This window comes from Burkholderia sp. CpTa8-5 (assembly GCF_017815045.1).
Classification (GTDB): domain Bacteria; phylum Pseudomonadota; class Gammaproteobacteria; order Burkholderiales; family Burkholderiaceae; genus Burkholderia; species Burkholderia sola.
In genome coordinates this window covers 13,113-32,603 of record NZ_JAGIQD010000039.1, presented here as the reverse complement: position 1 = coordinate 32,603, position 19,491 = coordinate 13,113, and the positions used below count along the sequence as shown (strand labels likewise).

The window sequence follows — 19,491 nt, the reverse complement described above, 5'->3', positions numbered from 1 at the left end:
CCCCGATAGCTCAGTCGGTAGAGCGCCGGACTGTTAATCCGTAGGTCCCTGGTTCGAGCCCAGGTCGGGGAGCCAAAAACGCAAAAGCCCGTTGAAAGTGGACGGGTTTTTTGTTGGAAAACACAGCACGCAGATGTACCGATTTATTCCCCGATAGCTCAGTCGGTAGAGCGCCGGACTGTTAATCCGTAGGTCCCTGGTTCGAGCCCAGGTCGGGGAGCCAAATAGCGAAAGGCCCGTCATTCGACGGGCCTTTTGTTTTTCCGGCCCCCTTGTCCGCCTTCCTGCGTTGCGTGACCCAGTCATGCGCATGCTAGAGTCTCTGTCCCGCATCCGCATCCGGTTCCGTCGATGAAGCATCGCCTCCTCCGTTTCGCCCCCGCCGCCCTCCTGCTCTCCGCCGCCGCACCGCTCGCGCACGCGGAGGAAGTCGGCAGCGTCAACACCCATTTCCGCGTCACGGGTTCCGATCGCGTGGTCGTCGAGGCCTATGACGATCCGGTCGTGAACGGCGTGACCTGCTACGTGTCGCGCGCGCGCACCGGCGGGATCAAGGGCACGCTCGGCGTCGCCGAGGATCCGAGCGAAGCGTCGATCGCGTGCCGGCAGGTCGGCCCGATCAGCTTCAAGGAACCGCTCAAGCAGCAGGCCGACGTATTCAGCGAACGCATGTCGTTCATCTTCAAGACGCTGCACGTCGTGCGCGTGGTCGACAAGAAACGCAACACGATCGTCTATCTGACCTACAGCGACCGCATCGTCAGCGGCAGCCCGAAGAACGCCGTCACCGCGGTGCCGATGCCGGCCGGCACGACGATTCCGGTCAAGTAAGCCCGCACCCGCCGGGGGCGCGAGCGATACACTGTCGGTTCGACCGCTCCCGCGCCCGATCATGTCCGCCACCCGCCTTCCCGATTCCGCACGCTACTGGCGCACGCCGCTCGTGCCGGACGCGGACCTGCTCACGGCCACCTATCGCGATCACGCGTTCGCGCCCCACTGGCACGATGCGTACACGATCCCCGTGATTCTCGAAGGCGCGGAACGCTTCACCTATCGCGGCAACGGCTATGTCGCCGAAACGGGCACCGTGCCCGTGATCAATCCCGGCGAAGTGCATACGGGGTCGCGTGCCGCCGACGAGGGCTGGTGCTATCGCGTCAGTTACATGCCGGTGGAATTCATCCGCGAACTCGCGAGTGCAGTCGCGGGCCGCCCGCAGGATCCGCCATGGTTCGCCCCCGGCGTGATCCGCGACGCCGATCTGGCGGCCCGGCTCACGCTCGCGCATCGGATGCTGGAAGCCGGCAGCGAGCGCGCGCTGTCGTCGCATGCGGCCGACGGTCCGGCTACCGACGCGCCGCGCGTCTACGATCCGCTCGCCGCCGAAACCGCGATGCTCGACGCGCTGTCGACGCTGATCGTGCGCCATGCCGACGTGCGGCCGCAACCGGCGCCGCTCGCGGCCGACGAACCGCGCGTCGACGCGATGCGCGAGCGGCTCGCCGCCGATCTGACGTCCGCGGTGACGCTCGACGACGTCGCGCAGGCGGTCGGCCTGTCGCCGTTCCACGCCGCGCGTCTGTTCACGCGTACGACCGGCATGCCGCCGCATGCGTGGCGCAACCAGCTGCGGCTGCAGCGCGCGCTGGCACCGTTACGCGCGGGCGTGCCGGTCGCCGATGTCGCCGCGGCCAGCGGCTTCGTCGACCAGAGCCACTTCACGCGGCATTTCAAACGGATGTTCGGCGTGCCGCCCGGGCGCTGGCAGGCAAGCTGACGCACGGCTTCCCGCCGTCGTCGGTCGGACCGCACCGCGCAGCGACCCGCCGCGCCGGCCGACACTCGGGCACCGACCCCGCTCCCGCGAGCGCAAGAACATACAAGCCGGCCCGCCACCGGCCCGCTATCCTCCAGCTCATGGAGGAGCGCTACTTGAACGAGACACCCGCCTCACCCCCGCGCCGCCCGCTCAACGAATGGCTCGACGGCGCGCGCGACACGATTCCGATGATGATCGGCGCCGCGCCGTTCGGCGTGATTTTCGGCACGCTCGTCGGCAGCGGCCCGCTTGCCGCCTGGCATGGCGCGCTGATGTCGCTCGCCGTGTTCGCGGGGTCCGCGCAGTTCATCGCGCTCGGCCTGATCGCCGGCAGCGCGAGCTTCGCCGTCGTGCTCGCCACGACGCTGATCGTGAACCTGCGCCACCTGCTGTACAGCGCGACGCTCGCGCCCTATGTCGCACACCTGCCGTTGCGCTGGCGCGCGACGCTCGGCGCGTTGATGACCGACGAAGTGTTCGCGGTCGCCTACGGGCACTACCGGCACTACCCGCCCGGCACGATCGGCCCCCACTACTTTTTCGGCTCCGGGCTCGCGATGTACCTGAACTGGCAGGTCTGGACGCTCGCGGGCATCGGCTTCGGCACGGCGTTCCCGGGCCTGCAGTCGCTCGGCCTCGACTTCGCGATGGCGGCGACCTTCATCGCGATCGTCGTCCCGCAGCTCGGCACGCTGCGCTACTTCGCGGCGGCCGCGACGGCCGGCACGCTCGCGTACTTCTGGCAGGGCTGGCCGTACAAGCTCGGGCTGCTCGGCGCGGTCGCCGCCGGCGTCGCGATCGGCGTCGTGCTCACGCTGCGGCACGATCGCACGCGGGCCCGCTCTCGCCCGGAGGCCGCATCGTGAACTACGCGCTGTTGATCCTCGGGATGGCCGTCATCACGTATGCGATCCGCTCGACGCTGTTCCTGTTCGGCGAGCGGCTGACGTTCCCGCCGCTCGTGCGGACCGCGCTCGGCTTCGTGCCGGTCACCGTGCTGACCGCGATCATCGTGCCGATGACCGTCTCGCCGCACGGCGGCACGGCCGAGCTGACGTGGCGCAATCCGCAGCTCGTCGGCGCGCTCGCGGCCGTGCTCGTGTCGGCCGCGACCCGCCGGCCGCTCGTCACCATCGCGGTCGGGCTCGCGGTGTTCTTCCTGTGGCAAGGGGTCGTCATCCCGCACTGGCCGCCTGCCTGAGCGCACGCTCCATCGCGCGCGCTCAAGTTTCCGCGCGGCGCGCCGATATAGGAGAGGAAGACCCGCCACCGGCCCCGGCGCGCATCGGTCAGTCGACGCGGCGCCCGCTCCGGTGCGCCGCGCCGGCGCCGGCTTGCGCGGGCCGTCATCGAGATGATTCATGGGCCAGATCACCCTTTCCCTCAAGGACGACACGCTCGAGTCCCTGCGCAAGGACTACGACGCGTTCGTGCGCGTATCGCTGAAACTCGACCCGCAATTCGCGACGCCGTCGTTCGAGGATTTCCTGCGCGCCAAGCTGCTCGACAACATGGTGCCGCTGACCGAGCACGCCGTGCAGCGGATGCTGCAGGGCGGCCAGTACGCATGGGCCAAGCGCACGCTCGACAAGGAATTTCCGGACGTCGTCGCGATCCTGATGCGGCAGGCCGGCGAATTCGGCTTCGGCTTCGCGTCGCGCTCCGAATGGACGCCCGACGAGCTCGCGAAGGCATGCCGCGACTGGGCGAAGGCGATCGTCGCCGAAGCACAGGGCGACGCGTCGCTGATCGACCCGCTCGCGTCGCAGATCAAGGCGGCGGCGCAGGACATCCAGACGCTCGAGGAACTGATGCAGACGCCCGCGTGGCGGCTCGCGGAATCGCTGCGGCAGCGGATCTACGAGGCCAAGCTCGCATGCGAGATGAGCGTCGGCAGCACCGCGCGCGACAAGCTCGGCGAACTGCGCGGGCTGCTGCGGCTCGGGCTCGCGCACGGCTCGTTCCAGAAGCAGGAAGCGCAGCAGATCATGGAATACCTGCGGCTGCTGAAGCCGGAGATCTTCGTCGAGGAACCGTACGACGTCTTCGCGCGCCTCGCCGCGTGGCTGCGCAGCGTATTCACGCCGGCTGCGGTGCGGCCGGCCCAGGGCCAGGGGCAAGGCCAGCGCCGGCCGTAAGTACGCGTCCCGCTTATTACCCCACGAAAACGGCCCGATTCGCGCAAAGCGAACCGGGCCGCCGGACGATCGCCCGTCGCGACGCGCCGTCCGAAAACACGGGTCGCGACGGCGCCGGACACCGCTTACTGCGTGGCGCCCTGGGCCGATGCGCCGCCCTGCGCGCCGACCGAGGCGCCGCCTTCGGTCGCGTCGTCGGCCTTCTTCTTGGCCGAGCCCGCATGGCTCTTGGCCGACTTCGCCGCATGCTTCGTGTGCTTCTTGGTCGAATGGACGGCCGACGACGTCGTATCCTTCGCGCCATCGGCTGCCGCGCCGACCGCATCGGTCGCGCCGCCCGTCGCATTGCCCGACGCGTTCGCGCCGGCACCACCCTGCACGCCTGCGCCGACACCTGCCGCCGGAGCCTGCGTCTGTACGCCGGCACCCGCCGCGCCTTGCGCCGTCGTGCCCGTCTGGGCGAATGCGGCCGAAGTGGCGAACGCCGTCAGCGCGGCACCGATCAGCATCGTACGAATCTTGGACATGGCAATTCTCCTCAAGAAGTTGTGCGCCCGGTCCGCAGCGATGCGGACCGTCGCGTTCCCGCCGCAACACGCAGCAGGTACGACAGAAGACCCGCGGCCCACGCGGCCGGTTCGCGAATCTCTCAGACTGTTACCCACCGTTTCATTTGCTGACGAATCGCTCACAGTCCTTTACAACGTGCGGCGGCGGCCCGCGCTCGCGTGCCGGCCCGCGGTGCCGTATGATGCGGAGCGTTTCCTCCCGCGCACCGCGCACCTTCCTCGTCATGCCCAATCTGGATTTCACGCTGACCGGCGAATACGTCGAGCTGCACAACCTTCTCAAGATCACCGGCCTCGCGGACAGCGGCGGCACCGCGAAGCTGATCGTCGCGTCCGGCGCGGTGAAAGTCGACGGCGCGGTCGAGCTGCGCAAGACCTGCAAAATCCGCGCGGGCCAGGTCGTACTGCTCGGCGACACGCGCATCGCGGTACGCGAGGCATAGCGCCCGTTCACGCTGATAACGGGCTTGCGCAGGCCCTGGCCGTTCCCCTGCCCGCGACATGGCCATCGGCGCACGCGTTCGACACGGTTCGAATAAAGCCGTAAGCTAGCCGTCTCTCAAAATAACGACATACAGCGCGGGGCCGCACCCGCGCGAGCGCCCATTCCATGTCGCATTCCGGTCTCACGCGGACGGCCGCCGCGCCGCCGTCCCTGTCCAGTCATGCCGCCGATACCGCGCGCCTCGCCGCGCCGCTCGCGATCGCGCAACTGTCCCAGATGGCGATGAGCGTCACCGACACGGTGCTGCTCGGTTCGCTCGGCCCCGATTCGCTCGCGGCGGGCGGGCTCGGCGCGAACTTCTTCTTCGTGATCGTGACGATCCTGCAAGGCGTGCTGTCGTCGGTCAGCGTGAGCGTCGCCCACGCGCGCGGCGCGCAGGCCGAGGATCGCGTGCCGCACATCTACTGGACGGGCTTCGCGCTGTCCGTGCTGCTCGCGATTCCGGCGATCGTCGCGCTGTCGCTGGCCGAACCGATCCTGCTGATGTTCCACGAGCCGCCGCTGCTCGCGCATCACGTCGGCGAATACACGGGCATCCTGCGCTTCGCGGCGCTCGGCAGCCTGATCGGCGTCGGGCTGATGCGCGCGTTCCTGCCAGCGATCGGTGCCGCGCGGCGGCTGTTGTGGGTATCGATCGGCGGCGTCGGCGTCAACGGCGTGCTGAACTACGGGCTGATCCACGGCGCATTCGGACTGCCGCGCCTCGGCTTTCTCGGCTCGGCCGTCGCGACGACGATCACGATCTGGCTCACCGCGCTCGCGCTGATCTGGCTGCTGCACGGCCGGCAGCGCTTCCGCCATTTCGTGACCGCCGCGCGCCCGAAGCTGCCCGTGATGGGCGAACTGATCGGCATCGGCTGGCCGGTCGCGATCACGTACGGCGTCGAATCGACGCTGTTCCTCGCCACCGGCCTCACCGTCGGCGTGCTGGGCGCGACGTCGCTCGCCGCGCACCAGATCGCGCTGAACGTCGCGTCGGTGTCGTTCATGGTGCCGCTCGCGATCGGCCAGGCGGCCAACGTGCGCGTCGGCTACTGGATCGGCGCGGGTTCGCCCGTCGCCGCGCGGCACGCGGGCTTCGTCGCGCTCGCGCTCGGCGTCGGCTTCATGTCGCTGTCCGGCCTCGTGATGATCGTCGCGCCGCATACGATCGTCGGCCTGTACCTGCACCTCGACGACCCGGCCAACGCGGCCACGGTGTCGCTCGCCGCGTCGCTGCTCGGCATCGCCGCGGTGTTCCAGATCGTCGACGGGATGCAGACCGTCGGGTCCGGTGCGCTGCGCGGCCTGAAGGACACGCGCATCCCGATGCTCGCCGCGACCCTCGGCTACTGGGGCATCGGCTTCCCGACCGGCTACTGGTTCGCCTTCCACGCGGGCCTGGGCGCGCGCGGCCTGTGGTGGGGGCTCGCGGCGGGCCTCGCGAGCGTCGCCGTGCTGATGGCATGGCGCTTCCACCGCAAGACCGCGTCGCTGATCGCGGCGGCGCGCTAGCGCCGGTTTGCGCGCGTCACGCGCCGTGGGCACGACACGACGCGAAATCGCGGCCGGCGCTATGCTTGTCGACTGAACCGCTCGAGACGCCGCGCCAGCGGCGCGACTGCCTCACGATACGTCTGATTACGCCTGACGCCGCGCGACGACGCGCGGCCTTTCCCCTTTCCAGGAGGAGTGCATCATGAATGAAGCAGTTCGGATGGAACGCGACACGTTCGGCGAGATCGCCGTGCCGGCCGACCGGCTCTGGGGCGCGCAGACCGAGCGCTCGCTGCAGAATTTCCGGATCTCGACGGAGAAGCAGTCGCCCGAGCTGATCCACGCGCTCGCGATCGTCAAGCGGGCCGCGGCGGCCGTCAACCAGTCGCTCGGCGTGCTCGCCGACGACAAGGCGCACGCGATCATCGAAGCCGCCGACGAGATCATCGCCGGCAAGCATCCGCGCGAATTCCCGCTCGCGGTGTGGCAGACGGGCTCCGGCACGCAGACCAACATGAACCTCAACGAGGTGATCGCGAACCGCGCGAGCGAGCTGCTGGGCGGCGAGCGCGGCGAAGCGCGCAAGGTTCATCCGAACGACGACGTGAATCGCGGCCAGTCGTCGAACGACGTGTTCCCGACCGCGATGCACATCGCGGCCGCGTATGCGATCGTCAACCACCTGCTGCCGGCGCTGCGCACGCTGCGCGCGACGCTCGACGCGAAGTCGAAGGCGTTCGCCGACATCGTGAAGATCGGCCGCACGCACCTGCAGGACGCGACGCCACTCACGCTCGGCCAGGAGTTCTCCGGCTATGTCGCGCAGCTCGACCAGGGCATCCGTCACGTCGAATCGGCGCTGCCGCACCTGTACGAACTCGCGCTCGGCGGCACCGCGGTCGGCACCGGGCTGAATGCGCATCCGGAATTCGCGGTGCGCGTGGCCGACGAGATCGGCCGGCTCGCGAAGCTGCCGTTCGTGACGGCGCCGAGCAAGTTCGAGGTGATGGCGGCCGCCGACGCGCTGGTCTTCGCGCACGGCGCGCTGAAGACGGTCGCGGCGAGCCTGATGAAGATCGCGAACGACGTGCGCTGGCTCGCGAGCGGGCCGCGCTGCGGGCTCGGTGAGCTGTCGATCCCGGAAAACGAGCCGGGCAGCTCGATCATGCCGGGCAAGGTGAACCCGACGCAGTCGGAAGCCGTGACGATGCTGTGCTGCCAGGTGTTCGGCAACGACGTCGCGGTCAACGTCGGCGGCGCGAGCGGCAATTTCGAGCTGAACGTGTTCCGGCCGATGATCGCGCACAACGTGCTGCAGTCGGTGCGGCTGCTCGCCGACGGCGCGCAGAGCTTCAACGATCACTGCGCGGTGGGCATCGAGCCGAACCGCTCGCGCATCGACCTGTTGTTGAACGAATCGCTGATGCTCGTGACGGCGCTCAATCCGCACATCGGCTACGACAAGTCCGCGCAGATCGCGAAGAAGGCGCACAAGGAAGGCACGACGCTGAAGGCGGCCGCGCTCGCGCTCGGCTACCTGACCGAGGCGGAATTCGATGCATGGGTACGCCCCGAGCAGATGATCGGGACGCGGTAACGGCAGGACGACGAGCGCGGCGCGTCGAGCGCGGCGCCCGCGGCACTCAGACGGTGCCCTTCGCGACCTCTTCCGGCTTCATCTCGACGATTTTGTCGAGCGCGGCCCGCACGTCGGCCGCATATTTGGCGAGCACCTTCTGCTCGTCGGTTTCGGGCACGAACGGCGGCACCGGCACCGGGTTGCCGTTCTCGTCGACCGCGACGAACACGACGAGGCAATCGGTCGTCTGGCGCAGCACGCCGCCCTTAGGATCGCCGGCGTGCACCGACACGTGGATGTGCATGCTGGTACGGCCCGTCGCGACGACGCGCGCCTTCAGCTCGACCAGATTGCCGACCAGGATCGGACGCTGGAAACGGATGTTGCCGACGCTGACCGTCACGCAATAGCGGCTCGACCAGACGGCCGCGCACGCATACGCGACCTCGTCGATCCATTTCATCAGCGCGCCGCCATGCACCTTGCCGCCGAAGTTCACGGACGAAGGCTCGGCAAGGAAGCGGAATACGGTTTCGGTGCGGTCGAGAGCGGCCGGCACGGGGGACGGTTGGGGCATTGTTGTGGCTCCAGGCGGCAGGGGCGCTGTAATCGGGCCATTATACGTTGCACTGCGGCAATGCGTCGCGGCAAGCCCCGCCTAGCGGGGCTGCGGCGGCCATGCCGGCTCGCGCGCCGACCGGCGTCGGTCAGCGGCGCACCGTGATGCCCTGGTCGATCGTCCCGTACATCTCGATACTGCCGCTGCGCTCGCCGGTCGCGCCCGCACCGCCGGACGCACAGGCCGCGCACACGAGCGCGGCCGCCAACACACAGAAAATCGTCTTCATCGTTGCATCGCGTCACATGCGGCGGCCCGCTGCCGCCGCGTCCGGCCATTCTACGCGTGCCCTGCAACGGGCCGCGGTCCGGTCCCCGCCAGCGCGCCACCGCCGTATCCGACATTTCATCCGGAAACGAAACATCGAATGCGCGCGCGGACTACACTGCCCTCCAACCCGCTCGACGAGACACGACGATGACCGATCAAGACGACCACCATTTTCCGGGCCTGAGCCGCATCGGCGCACTGATCGCCGATCCCGGCCGCGCCGCGATGCTGTGGGTGCTGATGGACGGCAGCGCGCGACCAGCCGGCGAACTGACGATGATCGCGGGGCTGTCGCCGTCCGCGGCCAGCGCGCACCTCGCGCGCCTGACCGAGGGCGGGCTGCTGGCCCTCGACGTGCGCGGCCGGCATCGCTACTACCGCATTGCGTCGGCCGACATCGCGGCCTCGCTCGAAGCGCTGGCGAACGTCGCCCGCGCGGCCGCGCCGCATCGCCCGGTTCCGCCGCCGTCGCGCACGGTCCCGGCCGAACTGCGCTATGCACGCACCTGCTACGACCACATGGCCGGCGAGCTCGCGGTGCGCATCTTCGACGGCCTCACCGCGCGCGGCTGGCTATTCGCCAACGGCGACGCGATCGACACCACCGAGCGCGGTACGCAGGCGCTCTCGCAATGGGGCATCGACGTCGCGCAGCAGCGCGCGCGCCGGCGCCGCTTCGCGTGCGGCTGTCTCGACTGGAGCGAGCGGCGTTCGCATCTCGGCGGCGCGCTCGGCGCGGCGCTGCTCGACAGCTTCTGCGCACACGGCTGGATCGAGCGCGCGGCCCGACCGCGCGTGCTGCGCGTCACGGTGCCGGGGCAGCAGGTTTTCGACGCGTGGCTTACGTCTGCTTGACGCCGGCATTGCAGCTGCACGACAACGGCGCGCGATGGACAGGTTTTGTTACACCGCGTGCCATTCGACTTACAAAACACCGTGCCTTGAAACAGGCCAAGCGGATATCGTGAACGGGACGGCACGAATCGACGCGCCGCGATCACAACGATGACGCTCACCATGGCCTCCCTGTTCGCGCTCAAGCGCACCGCCCGCTACACGCTGCTCGCATTCGCCGCACTGGCGGCGCTGCCGCCCGCCTTCGCGCAATCTGCCGATGCGCCGCCGGCTGCAGCCGCGGCACGGCAACCCGGCGGCGATCCGCCCGGCCGCGTCGCGCGGCTCAATTACCTGTCGGGCGCCGTGACGACCGAACCGGCCGGCACCGATACCTGGTCGTATGCGGCGGTGAACCGGCCGCTGACGACCGGCGACCAGCTGTGGAACGATGCCGGCGCGCGCTCGGAACTGCACATCGGCTCGACCGCGGTGCGGCTCGGCGAATCGACGAGCCTGTCGGTGCTGAACCTCGACGACACGACGACGCAGTTGAAAGTGGGCCTCGGCACCGTCTCGACGCACGTGCGCGGTCTGCCGGCCGGCGGATCGTACGAAATCGACACGCCGAACCTCGCGCTCGGCATCACGGGCCCCGGCGACTATCGCGTCGATGTCGCGCCGAACGGCGCGAGCACGACGGTGACGATGCGCAGCGGCAGCGCGACCGTCTACGGCAGCAACGGGCAGTATCCGCTGTCGCCCGGGCAGCAGGTCGTATTCACCGGCACCGACCTGCAGGTCGCGCAGCAATCGGCCGCACCGGGCCCCGACGCGCTCGACCAGTGGGCCGCCAGCCGCGACGCGGCCGAAGCGCGCTCGGTGTCGGCCCGCTACGTGTCCCGCGACATGCCCGGCTACCAGGATCTCGACGCGAACGGCACGTGGCGCGAAACCCCGAATTACGGCGCGGTATGGGTGCCGAACGACACGCCGGCCGACTGGGCGCCGTATCACGACGGCCACTGGATCTGGCAGGCGCCGTGGGGCTGGACCTGGGTCGACGACGCGCCGTGGGGCTTCGCGCCCTATCACTACGGCCGCTGGGCGTACCTGGACGACAGCTGGGCCTGGGTGCCCGGCCCGATGGTCGTCAGCCAGCCGCCCGTCTATGCGCCGGCGCTCGTCGCGTTCGTCGGCGGCGGGGGCGGGGGCGGCGGCGGTTCCGACTGGAGCGTCGCGCTCACGGTCGGCGGCGTTGCCGCGGCCGGCTGCGCGTGGTTCGCGCTCGGTCCGGGCGAACCGTGGCATCCGGGCTGGGGCGGCTGGAGCCCGCACTACTACGACCGCGTCAACCGCAACATCGTGGTGAACAACGTCAACGTGAACAAGACCGTGAACGTGACGAACATCACCAATATCACCAACATCAACAAGACGTACGTGAACTTCCGCGCGCCGCATGCGATCACGGCCGTGCCGGCCGCCGCGTTCGTGCACGGCCAGCCGGTCGCGCACTTCTCGCAACACGTCGATCCGCAGCAATGGCGCAACGCGCACGTCACGCCGGGCACGCCCGGCATCGCGCCGGTCCGCCAGAGCTTCACCGGCGGGCTGCGCACTGCCAGCTACCGTCCGCCGGCGGCGATCGCGCAACACCCGTACGTCGCGACGCGCAATCCTGCCGTGCCGCCCGCGTATCGCGACCAGGCCGCCGCCCACCTCGCGCAGCAAGGCGGGCGCGTACCGGGCGCCGGCGCGCCGGTCGTGAAGACGAATGTGCCGGCCGACTATGCGGCGCGTCCGGTCCGCGTTCCGGGCAAGCCGGGCGGCGGCGCCTGGGCGATGCACAACGTGCAGCTCGTGAATCCGCACGGCCCCGTCGTGCAGCCGGGCCGCGCGCCGCGTGAAGGCCAGCCGGCCGCCGAGCAGGCCGGCCGGCCGGGCGTACCGACGCCGGGCATGCCGAACGCCGCCCGGCCGAACGGCGAAAACCCCAACGCACCGCGTTTCACCAATGGCGGCCCGCCGCAGGCGCCCGGCAACCCGATCCCGCATCAGGCGTTCGCGCCCGGCAACGGCGTTCCGCATCCGCCGGGCGCGAACAACGCTCCGTCGGGCATCGGCAATGCACGTGCAGCCGGCGCACCGTCGTCGCCCGCGTGGATGCAGCCGCACACGCCGATGGAGCGTCAGCGCGCCGCGCCGCCTACCGCGCTGCACGCGGCAGGACAGAATGCGCTGCCGCCCGTGCGCAGCGCGGCGGTACCGCATCCGGACGGCGTGCCGACACCGCAGGGTGTGCAACCCGGCGGCCGGAACGAAACGCCGCGCGCGCAGCAGCAACCGCAGTCGGACCATGTCGCGCAGATTCCGCAACCGCGTCCGCGCCCCGATCTCCCGACGCCGGCCCGCCAAGCGCAGCCGCAGCCCGAACGGGCCGCCCCCGCGCCGCAACCGCGCCAGGACTTCGCGCAACCGGCGCCCCATCGCGAAGTCGCGCCGCCGCGCGTGAACGAGTACCGCCCGCCGGCGCCCGCCGTGCATGACATGCCGCGCCCGCAGCCGCAGGCGCCGCGCATGGAGCCGCGACCTCAACCCCAGCCGGCGCCCCGGATGGAACCGCGCCCGTCGATGCCCGCGCCCCGGATGGAGCCACGGCCACAGCCGGCGCCGCACGTCGAGGCGCCGCGTCCGGGCAATCCGCCGCCGCAGGGCGGCCACGAGGAGCGGCATCGTCAGTAGGTGCAGCAAACATGAAACAAAAAGGCTCGACCGGTATCAGCCGGTCGAGCCTTTTTGCAGGTGCGAATCGATGAAGCCGCGCGGCCCCGGCCGCGCGATCAGACCGCCATCGGCGCGGTCAGCGGCTCATGATGCCGGTAGCCGACGAGCGAGAAATCGGACGGCTCGACCTGCTCCAGCCATTCGGGCGCATAGACGCCCGTCTTCGCGTACTCGGGCACGCGCTCGGCAATCTCGAGCCGCGGGCTTTCGTACGGCTCGCGCGTGAGCTGCTGCTGCAGCATGTCGAGCTGGTTCTCGTAGATGTGCGCGTCGCCGATGAAATACGTGAACCAGCGCGGCGTATAACCCGTCAGCCGGCCGACGAGCGACAGCAGCGCGGCCCCCTCCGTCAGGTTGAACGGCGTGCCGAGGCCGACGTCGTTGCTGCGGATGTACAGGCACAGCGAGATCTCGCGCTTCGTCGCGTTCGGCAGGAACTGGTACAGCAGATGGCACGCGGGCAACGCGATCTGGTCGAGCACGGCCGGATTCCACGCGTGAAACAGGATGCGACGATCGGACGGGTTCTCCATGATCGTGTCCAGGCACTGGCGCAGCTGGTCGATCGCCTTGTACAGCAGCACCTTCGGCGCGCCGTCTTCGTCGAAACGCGTGACGATCCGGAAGCCGCGGCGCGTCGCGTCGGCGATCTGCGCGTCGGCGTTCGCGTCGAGCACCTTGTAACCCGGCCACTGACGCCATTGCACGCCGTATACGTCGCCGAGATCGTCCTCGCCCCGGCGATACGGGTTCGCGAGCCACTGCGCGTTCTCGTTCGCGTTCGCATCCCACACCTTGCAGCCGAGCGCGCGAAAATCGGCCGCGCTGCGCGACGCGCGCAGGAACCCGACCAGTTCACCGATCGCGGACTTGAACGCGAGCTTCTTGGTCGTCACGGCCGGGAAGCCTTGCTGCAGGTCGAAGCGCAGCATCGCGCCCGGCATGCTGATGGTGCGGATGCCCGTGCGGTTCTCCTGCCAGGCGCCGGTATCGAGAATGGTACGAACGAGATCGAGATACTGTTTCATGCGGGTTCCTTCGGCCGCGAGGGGCGACCGTACCCGCCAATTTTAGCAAGCGTGGCGCGGAAGCTCCGGCAACGACGCCGAAAACCCTGCCAGCGTGTCGCCGCGATCGCGCATGCCGTGCGCGCACATCAGCCGGTAGAGCGTGACGCGCGACACGCCGAGCTCACGCGCGGCATCGGCAAAACGGCCGCGATGGCGCAGCAGCGCCTGCTCGATCGCCTGCCGTTCGGCCGCCTCGCGCGCCTCCAGCAGCGACACCGGCGCGAGCGTCGCATAGTCGTTCAGCTCGAGATCGGCCGCGGTGATCATCCGGCCTTCGGACATCACGATCGCGCGCCGCACGCGGTTGATCAGCTCGCGCACGTTGCCCGGCCACGAATAGCCGTACAGCGACGCGACCGCGTCCGGGGAAAAGCCGCGCAGGCGGCGATGCGCGTCGCCCTTGAAGCGCTCGAGCATGTGGCGCGCGAGCACCTCGATGTCCTTGCCGCGCGCGCGCAGCGGCGGCTCCTCGATCTTCAGCACGCACAGCCGGTGAAACAGGTCCTCGCGAAAGCGCCCTTCGCGCAGCGCCGTTTCCATGTCCACGTGCGTCGCGCAGATCACGCGGACATCGACCGGCATCGACACGTGCGCGCCGAGCCGCTCGATCTTACCTTCCTGCAGGAAGCGCAGCAGGCTCGCCTGGCTTTCGAGCGGCAGGTCGCCGATCTCGTCGAGAAACAGCGTGCCGCCGTTGGCGGCCTCGACGCGGCCGATCTTGCGCTGGTTCGCGCCGGTGAACGCGCCGCGTTCATAGCCGAACAGTTCCGCCTGCAGCAGCGTCGACGGGATCGCGCCGCAATTGATCGCGATGAACGGCGCCTGCGCGCGCGACGAACGCTCGTGAATCGCGACCGCCGTCAGTTCCTTGCCCGTGCCCGATTCGCCGGAGATGAACACCGGGGCGTCGGTCGCCGCGACGCGGCGAATCGTCCTGAAGAGCCCGAGCATCGCATCGCAGGTGCCGACCATCTCGCCTTCGCTGCGCCCGGCGCCGACGGGCGGCGCAACGGGATCGGTCAATGCGACCATGCCGTGCGCATGGCCGACGGTCTCGACGATCCGCCCGGTTTCGTACGGCATCGTCACGTAGTCGAAGCAATAGTCGCGGATGAGATGCCGCAGCATCGCGTCCTGCAACTGGCCGCGCCGCGTCGCCGCGATCCAGCCGATGTGCTGGATGCTCAGGCAGGCTTCGAGTTCGCGCAAATCCGACGGCTTGAAGCCCGGCGAGAAATCGAGCAGGCCGGCGGTTGCCACGCCGTGCTGCACGACGCGCCGTACGTCGCGCACGGTCTCGGCGAGATCGACGCGCCAGCCGCGTTCGTCGAAATGGCCGCGCAATGCGTCGTTCGGTTCGCGCGAATAGTAGATCACGTGCCGCTGATCGGCTCCCATATCCTCACCCCGTTCATCAACCGTCTAACGATTGCCGCACACGTCAGATCGTGTGCAAAAGGATCGAATCGGGTCAGCCAGAGGTGGCTCGATTCGCCATGCCGATGCGCGGCAACGACAAAGCCTCGCATGATGGCGCTTATCTCGCGTCCAATAATTTTTGACAAGACAGCTTGGTTATAGGCGCTGAATACGACAAACCCGTTTCAGCGCCGATGGCGATGCGGCCAAATCGCTCAGGAGGTCGATGCAGATCAATCCTCTGCACATAGTGGATGCGCACGAAGGGCTTCGTCACCAACACACGCGCCGATTTTCATCCTTCGAGCGTATCGGTTGAATCAGCAATATTCCCGAGCCCCCTCGTTTCAGGCCTGAAACATTTTCAGGCGTTTTCGGCCGCCATTCGCAATGCTCGAGCACGAATCGCAATGGCGGCAACGGTCCCGGTACGGTGGCATGTATTTCGCTGAATACGGAAACGACCGGAGACAGTCGCCATGCGAAAACTTTTTTTACTTTCCTTCGTGCCGATGACGCTCGTGCTGTCGGCCGCCGGCCCGCCTGCACCGGCCTGCGCGGACGAAGGCATGCAGCCGCAGCGCGCGATGCTGCTTGCCGACAACACGCCGGGCAGGCAACACGACAACGCGTTCGGCATCGTGACCGTGTCGGCGCCGCAACCGCTGCCGGCACGCCAGGCCTCCGTGACGCTGTGGGACGAGATTCCACCGCCGCCCCATTTGCCGCTGCCGCTGCCGGCGCCGCAACCGGGCGATATCCGGCATGCGATGGAGGGCAACGCGCGAGCCAATACGCATCCCTGATCATTCGACGCGTCGAATCGATCAGGATTGCGTATTGAATCGACGATCCGGTCGGAAGGAATGCCATCGGGTAGAGCCGGTATCGCCGATCTCGCGGCACAAAAAGTTTTTGTGCTCCGTCCCCCGGCGGGCACTCTTTTTATTCGGACGGCCGCCGCGGCGCGGGGCATCACGCGTCGCGGCGCACGATGCAAGAAACGCGGATACCCGCGCCGGCAGGCGGAATCCGGCGCGCGCCGCCGTTCCGGTAAAATCGGCTCCATTCCGTCTTCCCTCTTCCCCGACCTTCATGACGACGTTGACCCTGATCGTCGCGCGCGCCCGCAACGGCATCATCGGCCGCGACAACCAGTTGCCCTGGAAACTTCCCGAGGATCTCGCGTTCTTCAAGCGCACGACGATGGGCGCGCCGATCGTGATGGGCCGCAAGACCCACGAATCGATCGGCCGGCCGCTGCCCGGCCGCCGCAACATCGTCGTCACGCGCGACGCCGCGCGCCGTTTCGAAGGCTGCGACACGGTCACGTCGCTCGCCGATGCACTGGCGCTCGCCGCGCACGACGGCGTGCCCGAGGCGTTCCTGATCGGCGGCGCGCAACTCTACGCGGAAGGTCTCACGCTCGCCGACAAGCTGATCGTCACCGAGATCGATGCCGATTTCGACGGCGACGCGTCGTTCCCGGCGCCCGACGCCGCGCACTGGCAGGAAGTCTCGCGCGACGCGCATCGGGCCGCCGCGCCGAACACGTTCGGCTATGCGTTCGTCGTCTACACGCGCAAGCGCGGCTGACATCTTCTTCCGCACGATGAAAAAAGCCCGACCGGCTCACATACGCCGGTCGGGCTTTTTCGTTTCCTGGCGGCCTGCGCCACGCGCGGCTTACTGCCCCGCGATCGTCATCTGCTCGATCAGCACCGAGCCGGTTTCCTTCGTCCCGCGCACGATCGAGTCCGCCCCGATCGCGACGATATGGCGGAACATCTCCTGCAGCGTGCTGGCGACGGTGATTTCCTCGACCGGATACTGGATCACGCCGTTCTCCACCCAGAAACCCGCCGCGCCGCGCGAATAGTCGCCCGTCACGTAGTTCACGCCCTGCCCCATCAGCTCGGTCAGCAGCAGGCCCGTGCCGAGCTTCTTCAGCATCGCGTCGAAGTCGTCGCCCGCCTGCGTGTTCGAGCTGCGCAGCGCGAGGTTGTGCGAGCCGCCCGCGTTGCCGGTGGTTTGCGTGCCGAGCTTGCGTGCCGAATAGGTCGACAGGAAATAGCCTTCGACGACGCCGTCCTTCACGACGCTGCGCGCACGCGTGCGCACGCCTTCCTCGTCGAACGGCGCGCTGCCCATCGCGCGCGGCACGTGCGGATCCTCGACGACCTGGACGTGCGGCGCGAACACCGGCTTGCCGAGGCTGTCGACGAGGAACGACGTCTTGCGATACAGCGCGCCGCCGCTCACCGCCTGCACGAACGCGCCAAGCAGGCCGGCCGCGAGCGGCGCCTCGAACAGCACGGGCACCTTGCGCGTGTCGAGACGGCGCGCGCCCATCCGCGCGAGCGCGCGTTCGGCCGCGTAACGGCCCACCGCTTCGGGCGCGGCGAGATCGATCGCGCTGCGCTTCGACGAATACCAGTCGTCGCGCTGCATGTGGCGGCCGCTGCCCGCGATCGGCGCGCATGCGATGTAGTGGCGCGAGTACGGATAGCCGGCGAGGAAGCCGCGCGACGTCGCGAGCACGAACTGCGAGTGCTGCGCCGACACGCTCGCGCCTTCCGAATTGCGGATCTGCGGGCTGACCGCGAACGCGGCGTCTTCCGCGCGGCGGGCGAGCTCGACGGCCTCGTCGGCGCTCAGCGCCCACGGGTGGTACAGATCGAGGTCGCGCGGATCGGTTTCGAGCAGCTCGGCTTCGGCGAGGCCGGCCGCTTCGTCCTCTGCCGTGAAGCGCGCGATGTTGTAGGCTGCGGCGACGGTATCCTTGATCGCGGCCGGCGAGAAGTCCGACGTGCTCGCGTTGCCGCGCTTCTTGCCGATGAACACGGTGACGCCGACCATCTTGTCGCGGTTGTGCTCGATCGTTTCGACTTCGCCGCGGCGCACCGACACCGACAGGCCGTCGCCCTCGGAGATTTCGGTCGCGGCGTCGGTCGCGCCGAGCGCCTTCGCATGGCGAAGGATGTCCGATGCGATTTCCTTGAGCTGGTCCTGCGTGTGCGGGAAATAGCGCGCTTGTACGTCGAGATTGGCTGCCATCGTCTTGGTATCCGGTGGCGGGCGGGCGCCCGCATGGTCAAAATGTTGCGTATCCCGCGATCATAGCAAGGTCCGGGGCCGCGCACAGACAAGCTTGGGGTGTCCGCACCGCGATACAATGCGGCCCATGACACGCAAAACCCGAATCCAGCCGATCGAGCCTGTCGCCGAAGAAGACGACAACGGCTACGATCGCCCCAGCAAATCCCAGTTGAAGCGCGAAATGCACGAGTTGCAGGTGCTCGGCCAGGCGCTCGTCGACCTGCCGAAAGACGCACTGAAGCGCATGCCGATGCCCGAAAGTCTCGCGGACGCCGTGCGCGAGGCGCGCCGGATCACCGATCACGAAGGCAAGCGCCGCCAGCTCCAGTACGTCGGCCGCGTGATGCGCTCGCTGACCGACGACGAAACGGCCGCGCTGCGCACCGCACTCGACGCGCAACGCGGCGTGAACAAGGCTGCGACGGCCCGCCTGCACTGGATCGAGCGCACGCGCGAGCAGCTGCTCGCGAGCGACGACGCGCTGACCGAATTCCTGCGCCAGCACCCCGACGCCGACATCCAGGAAGGCCGCACGCTGATCCGCAACGCACGCAAGGAAGCGCAGCAAGGCAAGGCGCCGCGCTATTTCCGCGAGCTGTTCCAGTGGATCAAGGCGGCCGGCGGCGCGTCCGACAGCGACGACGACGCGGCCGACGACGCCGGAGACGACCATGACGACGAAGCCTAACCACCCGGACGAGCTCGTGGTCGGCCTCGTGTCGATCAGCGACCGCGCGAGTACGGGGGTCTACGAAGACAAGGGTATTCCGGCGCTGCAGGAATGGCTCGCCGGCACGCTGGTTTCGCCGTGGCGCGCCGAAACGCGCCTGATCCAGGACGACGCGCCGACGATCTCGGCCACGCTGACCGAACTCGTCGACGTCGCCGGCTGCGACCTCGTGCTGACGACGGGCGGCACGGGCCCCGCGCGTCGCGACGTGACGCCGGAAGCCACGCTGGCCGTGGCGACGAAGGAAATGCCGGGATTCGGCGAACAGATGCGGCAGATCAGCCTGAATTTCGTGCCGACCGCGATCCTGTCGCGGCAGGTCGCGGTGATCCGCGAAACGGCCGACCATGCGGCGCTGATCATCAACCTGCCCGGCCAGCCGAAGTCGATCCGCGAAACGCTGGAAGGGCTGCGCGACGCCGACGGCAAGTCGACCGTGCCCGGCATCTTCGCCGCGGTGCCCTACTGCATCGACCTGATCGGCGGCCCGTATATCGAGACCGACGCCGCGGTGGTCGCGGCGTTCCGCCCGAAAAGCGCGCGGCGCTGAGCGTTTGCCGCGCGCCGCACGTGT

Annotated in this window: 20 protein-coding genes and 2 tRNA genes; 16 read left to right on the top strand and 6 right to left on the bottom strand. The window is 68.9% G+C overall.

Annotated elements, in window-relative coordinates; genetic code table 11:
* From J8I35_RS32080 to J8I35_RS32050, 7 genes are all read left to right on the top strand, one after another.
* Positions 1–75, top strand: a tRNA-Asn gene (locus J8I35_RS32080).
* Between the two features lie 72 nt (positions 76–147).
* Positions 148–223, top strand: a tRNA-Asn gene (locus J8I35_RS32075).
* Between the two features lie 128 nt (positions 224–351).
* A complete protein-coding gene (locus tag J8I35_RS32070) occupies positions 352–831 on the top strand; it encodes a CreA family protein (RefSeq protein ID WP_209929001.1) in 480 nt (159 codons plus the stop codon).
* A 61-nt stretch (positions 832–892) separates the two neighbouring features.
* Positions 893–1,780 (top strand): AraC family transcriptional regulator, encoded by an 888-nt coding sequence (locus J8I35_RS32065; RefSeq protein ID WP_124557536.1) that lies wholly within the window; start codon positions 893–895, stop codon positions 1,778–1,780.
* Positions 1,781–1,920: 140 nt separating this feature from the next.
* Complete coding sequence (locus J8I35_RS32060) at positions 1,921–2,688, top strand: AzlC family ABC transporter permease (RefSeq protein ID WP_050011495.1); 768 nt, start codon at positions 1,921–1,923, stop codon at positions 2,686–2,688.
* Positions 2,685–3,023 carry an AzlD domain-containing protein gene (locus J8I35_RS32055; protein ID WP_209928997.1) on the top strand — a complete coding sequence of 113 codons (339 nt, stop codon included), beginning with the start codon at positions 2,685–2,687 and terminating at the stop codon, positions 3,021–3,023. The genes J8I35_RS32060 and J8I35_RS32055 overlap by 4 nt, the downstream gene beginning before the upstream one ends.
* A 160-nt stretch (positions 3,024–3,183) precedes the next feature.
* Positions 3,184–3,960: a DUF4088 family protein gene (locus J8I35_RS32050; protein WP_050011497.1), complete on the top strand. Its 777-nt coding sequence runs from the start codon at positions 3,184–3,186 to the stop codon at positions 3,958–3,960.
* Between the two features lie 125 nt (positions 3,961–4,085).
* Here J8I35_RS32050 and J8I35_RS32045 read toward each other — a convergent pair whose 3' ends face one another.
* Positions 4,086–4,487 carry a hypothetical protein gene (locus J8I35_RS32045; protein WP_050011498.1) on the bottom strand — a complete coding sequence of 134 codons (402 nt, stop codon included), beginning with the start codon at positions 4,485–4,487 and terminating at the stop codon, positions 4,086–4,088.
* Positions 4,488–4,753: 266 nt separating this feature from the next.
* Between J8I35_RS32045 and J8I35_RS32040 the strand changes: the two genes are divergently transcribed.
* The 3 genes from J8I35_RS32040 (at position 4,754) to fumC (ending at position 8,107) form a co-directional block, all read left to right on the top strand.
* Positions 4,754–4,972, top strand: a complete 219-nt coding sequence (locus J8I35_RS32040) for an RNA-binding S4 domain-containing protein (protein WP_006486208.1) — start codon at positions 4,754–4,756, stop codon at positions 4,970–4,972.
* 167 nt (positions 4,973–5,139) lie between these two features.
* A complete protein-coding gene (gene norM / locus J8I35_RS32035; protein ID WP_124557539.1) occupies positions 5,140–6,528 on the top strand; it encodes a multidrug efflux MATE transporter NorM in 1,389 nt (462 codons plus the stop codon).
* Positions 6,529–6,712: 184 nt separating this feature from the next.
* Positions 6,713–8,107 (top strand): class II fumarate hydratase, encoded by a 1,395-nt coding sequence (gene fumC, locus J8I35_RS32030; RefSeq protein WP_011544913.1) that lies wholly within the window; start codon positions 6,713–6,715, stop codon positions 8,105–8,107.
* Positions 8,108–8,153: 46 nt separating this feature from the next.
* Here the strand turns inward: fumC and J8I35_RS32025 are convergent, their stop codons facing one another.
* Entirely contained in the window at positions 8,154–8,666 is a 513-nt protein-coding gene (locus J8I35_RS32025) for an acyl-CoA thioesterase (protein ID WP_027811985.1), read from the bottom strand.
* A 130-nt stretch (positions 8,667–8,796) separates the two neighbouring features.
* Positions 8,797–8,937, bottom strand: a complete 141-nt coding sequence (locus tag J8I35_RS32020; RefSeq protein ID WP_162838111.1) for a hypothetical protein — start codon at positions 8,935–8,937, stop codon at positions 8,797–8,799.
* Between the two features lie 188 nt (positions 8,938–9,125).
* On the opposite strand from J8I35_RS32020, the gene J8I35_RS32015 reads away from it, so the two are divergent.
* Both J8I35_RS32015 and J8I35_RS32010 read left to right on the top strand, forming a co-directional pair.
* Positions 9,126–9,833 (top strand): helix-turn-helix transcriptional regulator, encoded by a 708-nt coding sequence (locus tag J8I35_RS32015; RefSeq protein WP_050011501.1) that lies wholly within the window; start codon positions 9,126–9,128, stop codon positions 9,831–9,833.
* Between the two features lie 162 nt (positions 9,834–9,995).
* On the top strand, positions 9,996–12,557 hold the full coding sequence (locus tag J8I35_RS32010; RefSeq protein WP_209928992.1) for a DUF6600 domain-containing protein: 2,562 nt from the start codon (positions 9,996–9,998) through the stop codon (positions 12,555–12,557).
* A gap of 98 nt (positions 12,558–12,655) precedes the next feature.
* On the opposite strand, the gene J8I35_RS32005 is transcribed toward J8I35_RS32010, so the two are convergent.
* Together J8I35_RS32005 and J8I35_RS32000 are read right to left on the bottom strand one after the other, a co-directional pair.
* Positions 12,656–13,627 (bottom strand): thymidylate synthase, encoded by a 972-nt coding sequence (locus J8I35_RS32005; RefSeq protein WP_089488266.1) that lies wholly within the window; start codon positions 13,625–13,627, stop codon positions 12,656–12,658.
* A gap of 42 nt (positions 13,628–13,669) precedes the next feature.
* Positions 13,670–15,067, bottom strand: a complete 1,398-nt coding sequence (locus tag J8I35_RS32000; RefSeq protein WP_089488265.1) for a sigma-54 dependent transcriptional regulator — start codon at positions 15,065–15,067, stop codon at positions 13,670–13,672.
* A 500-nt stretch (positions 15,068–15,567) separates the two neighbouring features.
* Between J8I35_RS32000 and J8I35_RS31995 the strand changes: the two genes are divergently transcribed.
* The gene (locus tag J8I35_RS31995) at positions 15,568–15,894 is read left to right on the top strand and encodes a hypothetical protein (RefSeq protein WP_089488264.1); all 327 of its coding nucleotides are present in this window, start codon (positions 15,568–15,570) and stop codon (positions 15,892–15,894) included.
* A 289-nt stretch (positions 15,895–16,183) separates the two neighbouring features.
* Positions 16,184–16,684 (top strand): dihydrofolate reductase, encoded by a 501-nt coding sequence (locus J8I35_RS31990; RefSeq protein ID WP_050011507.1) that lies wholly within the window; start codon positions 16,184–16,186, stop codon positions 16,682–16,684.
* A gap of 90 nt (positions 16,685–16,774) precedes the next feature.
* Here the strand turns inward: J8I35_RS31990 and pmbA are convergent, their stop codons facing one another.
* Complete coding sequence (gene pmbA / locus J8I35_RS31985) at positions 16,775–18,145, bottom strand: metalloprotease PmbA (RefSeq protein ID WP_048984630.1); 1,371 nt, start codon at positions 18,143–18,145, stop codon at positions 16,775–16,777.
* Between the two features lie 127 nt (positions 18,146–18,272).
* On the opposite strand from pmbA, the gene yjgA reads away from it, so the two are divergent.
* Both yjgA and mog read left to right on the top strand, forming a co-directional pair.
* On the top strand, positions 18,273–18,875 hold the full coding sequence (yjgA, locus tag J8I35_RS31980) for a ribosome biogenesis factor YjgA (RefSeq protein ID WP_280884921.1): 603 nt from the start codon (positions 18,273–18,275) through the stop codon (positions 18,873–18,875).
* Complete coding sequence (mog, locus tag J8I35_RS31975; RefSeq protein WP_080334138.1) at positions 18,859–19,467, top strand: molybdopterin adenylyltransferase; 609 nt, start codon at positions 18,859–18,861, stop codon at positions 19,465–19,467. The genes yjgA and mog overlap by 17 nt, the downstream gene beginning before the upstream one ends.
* Positions 19,468–19,491: the final 24 nt, after the last annotated feature.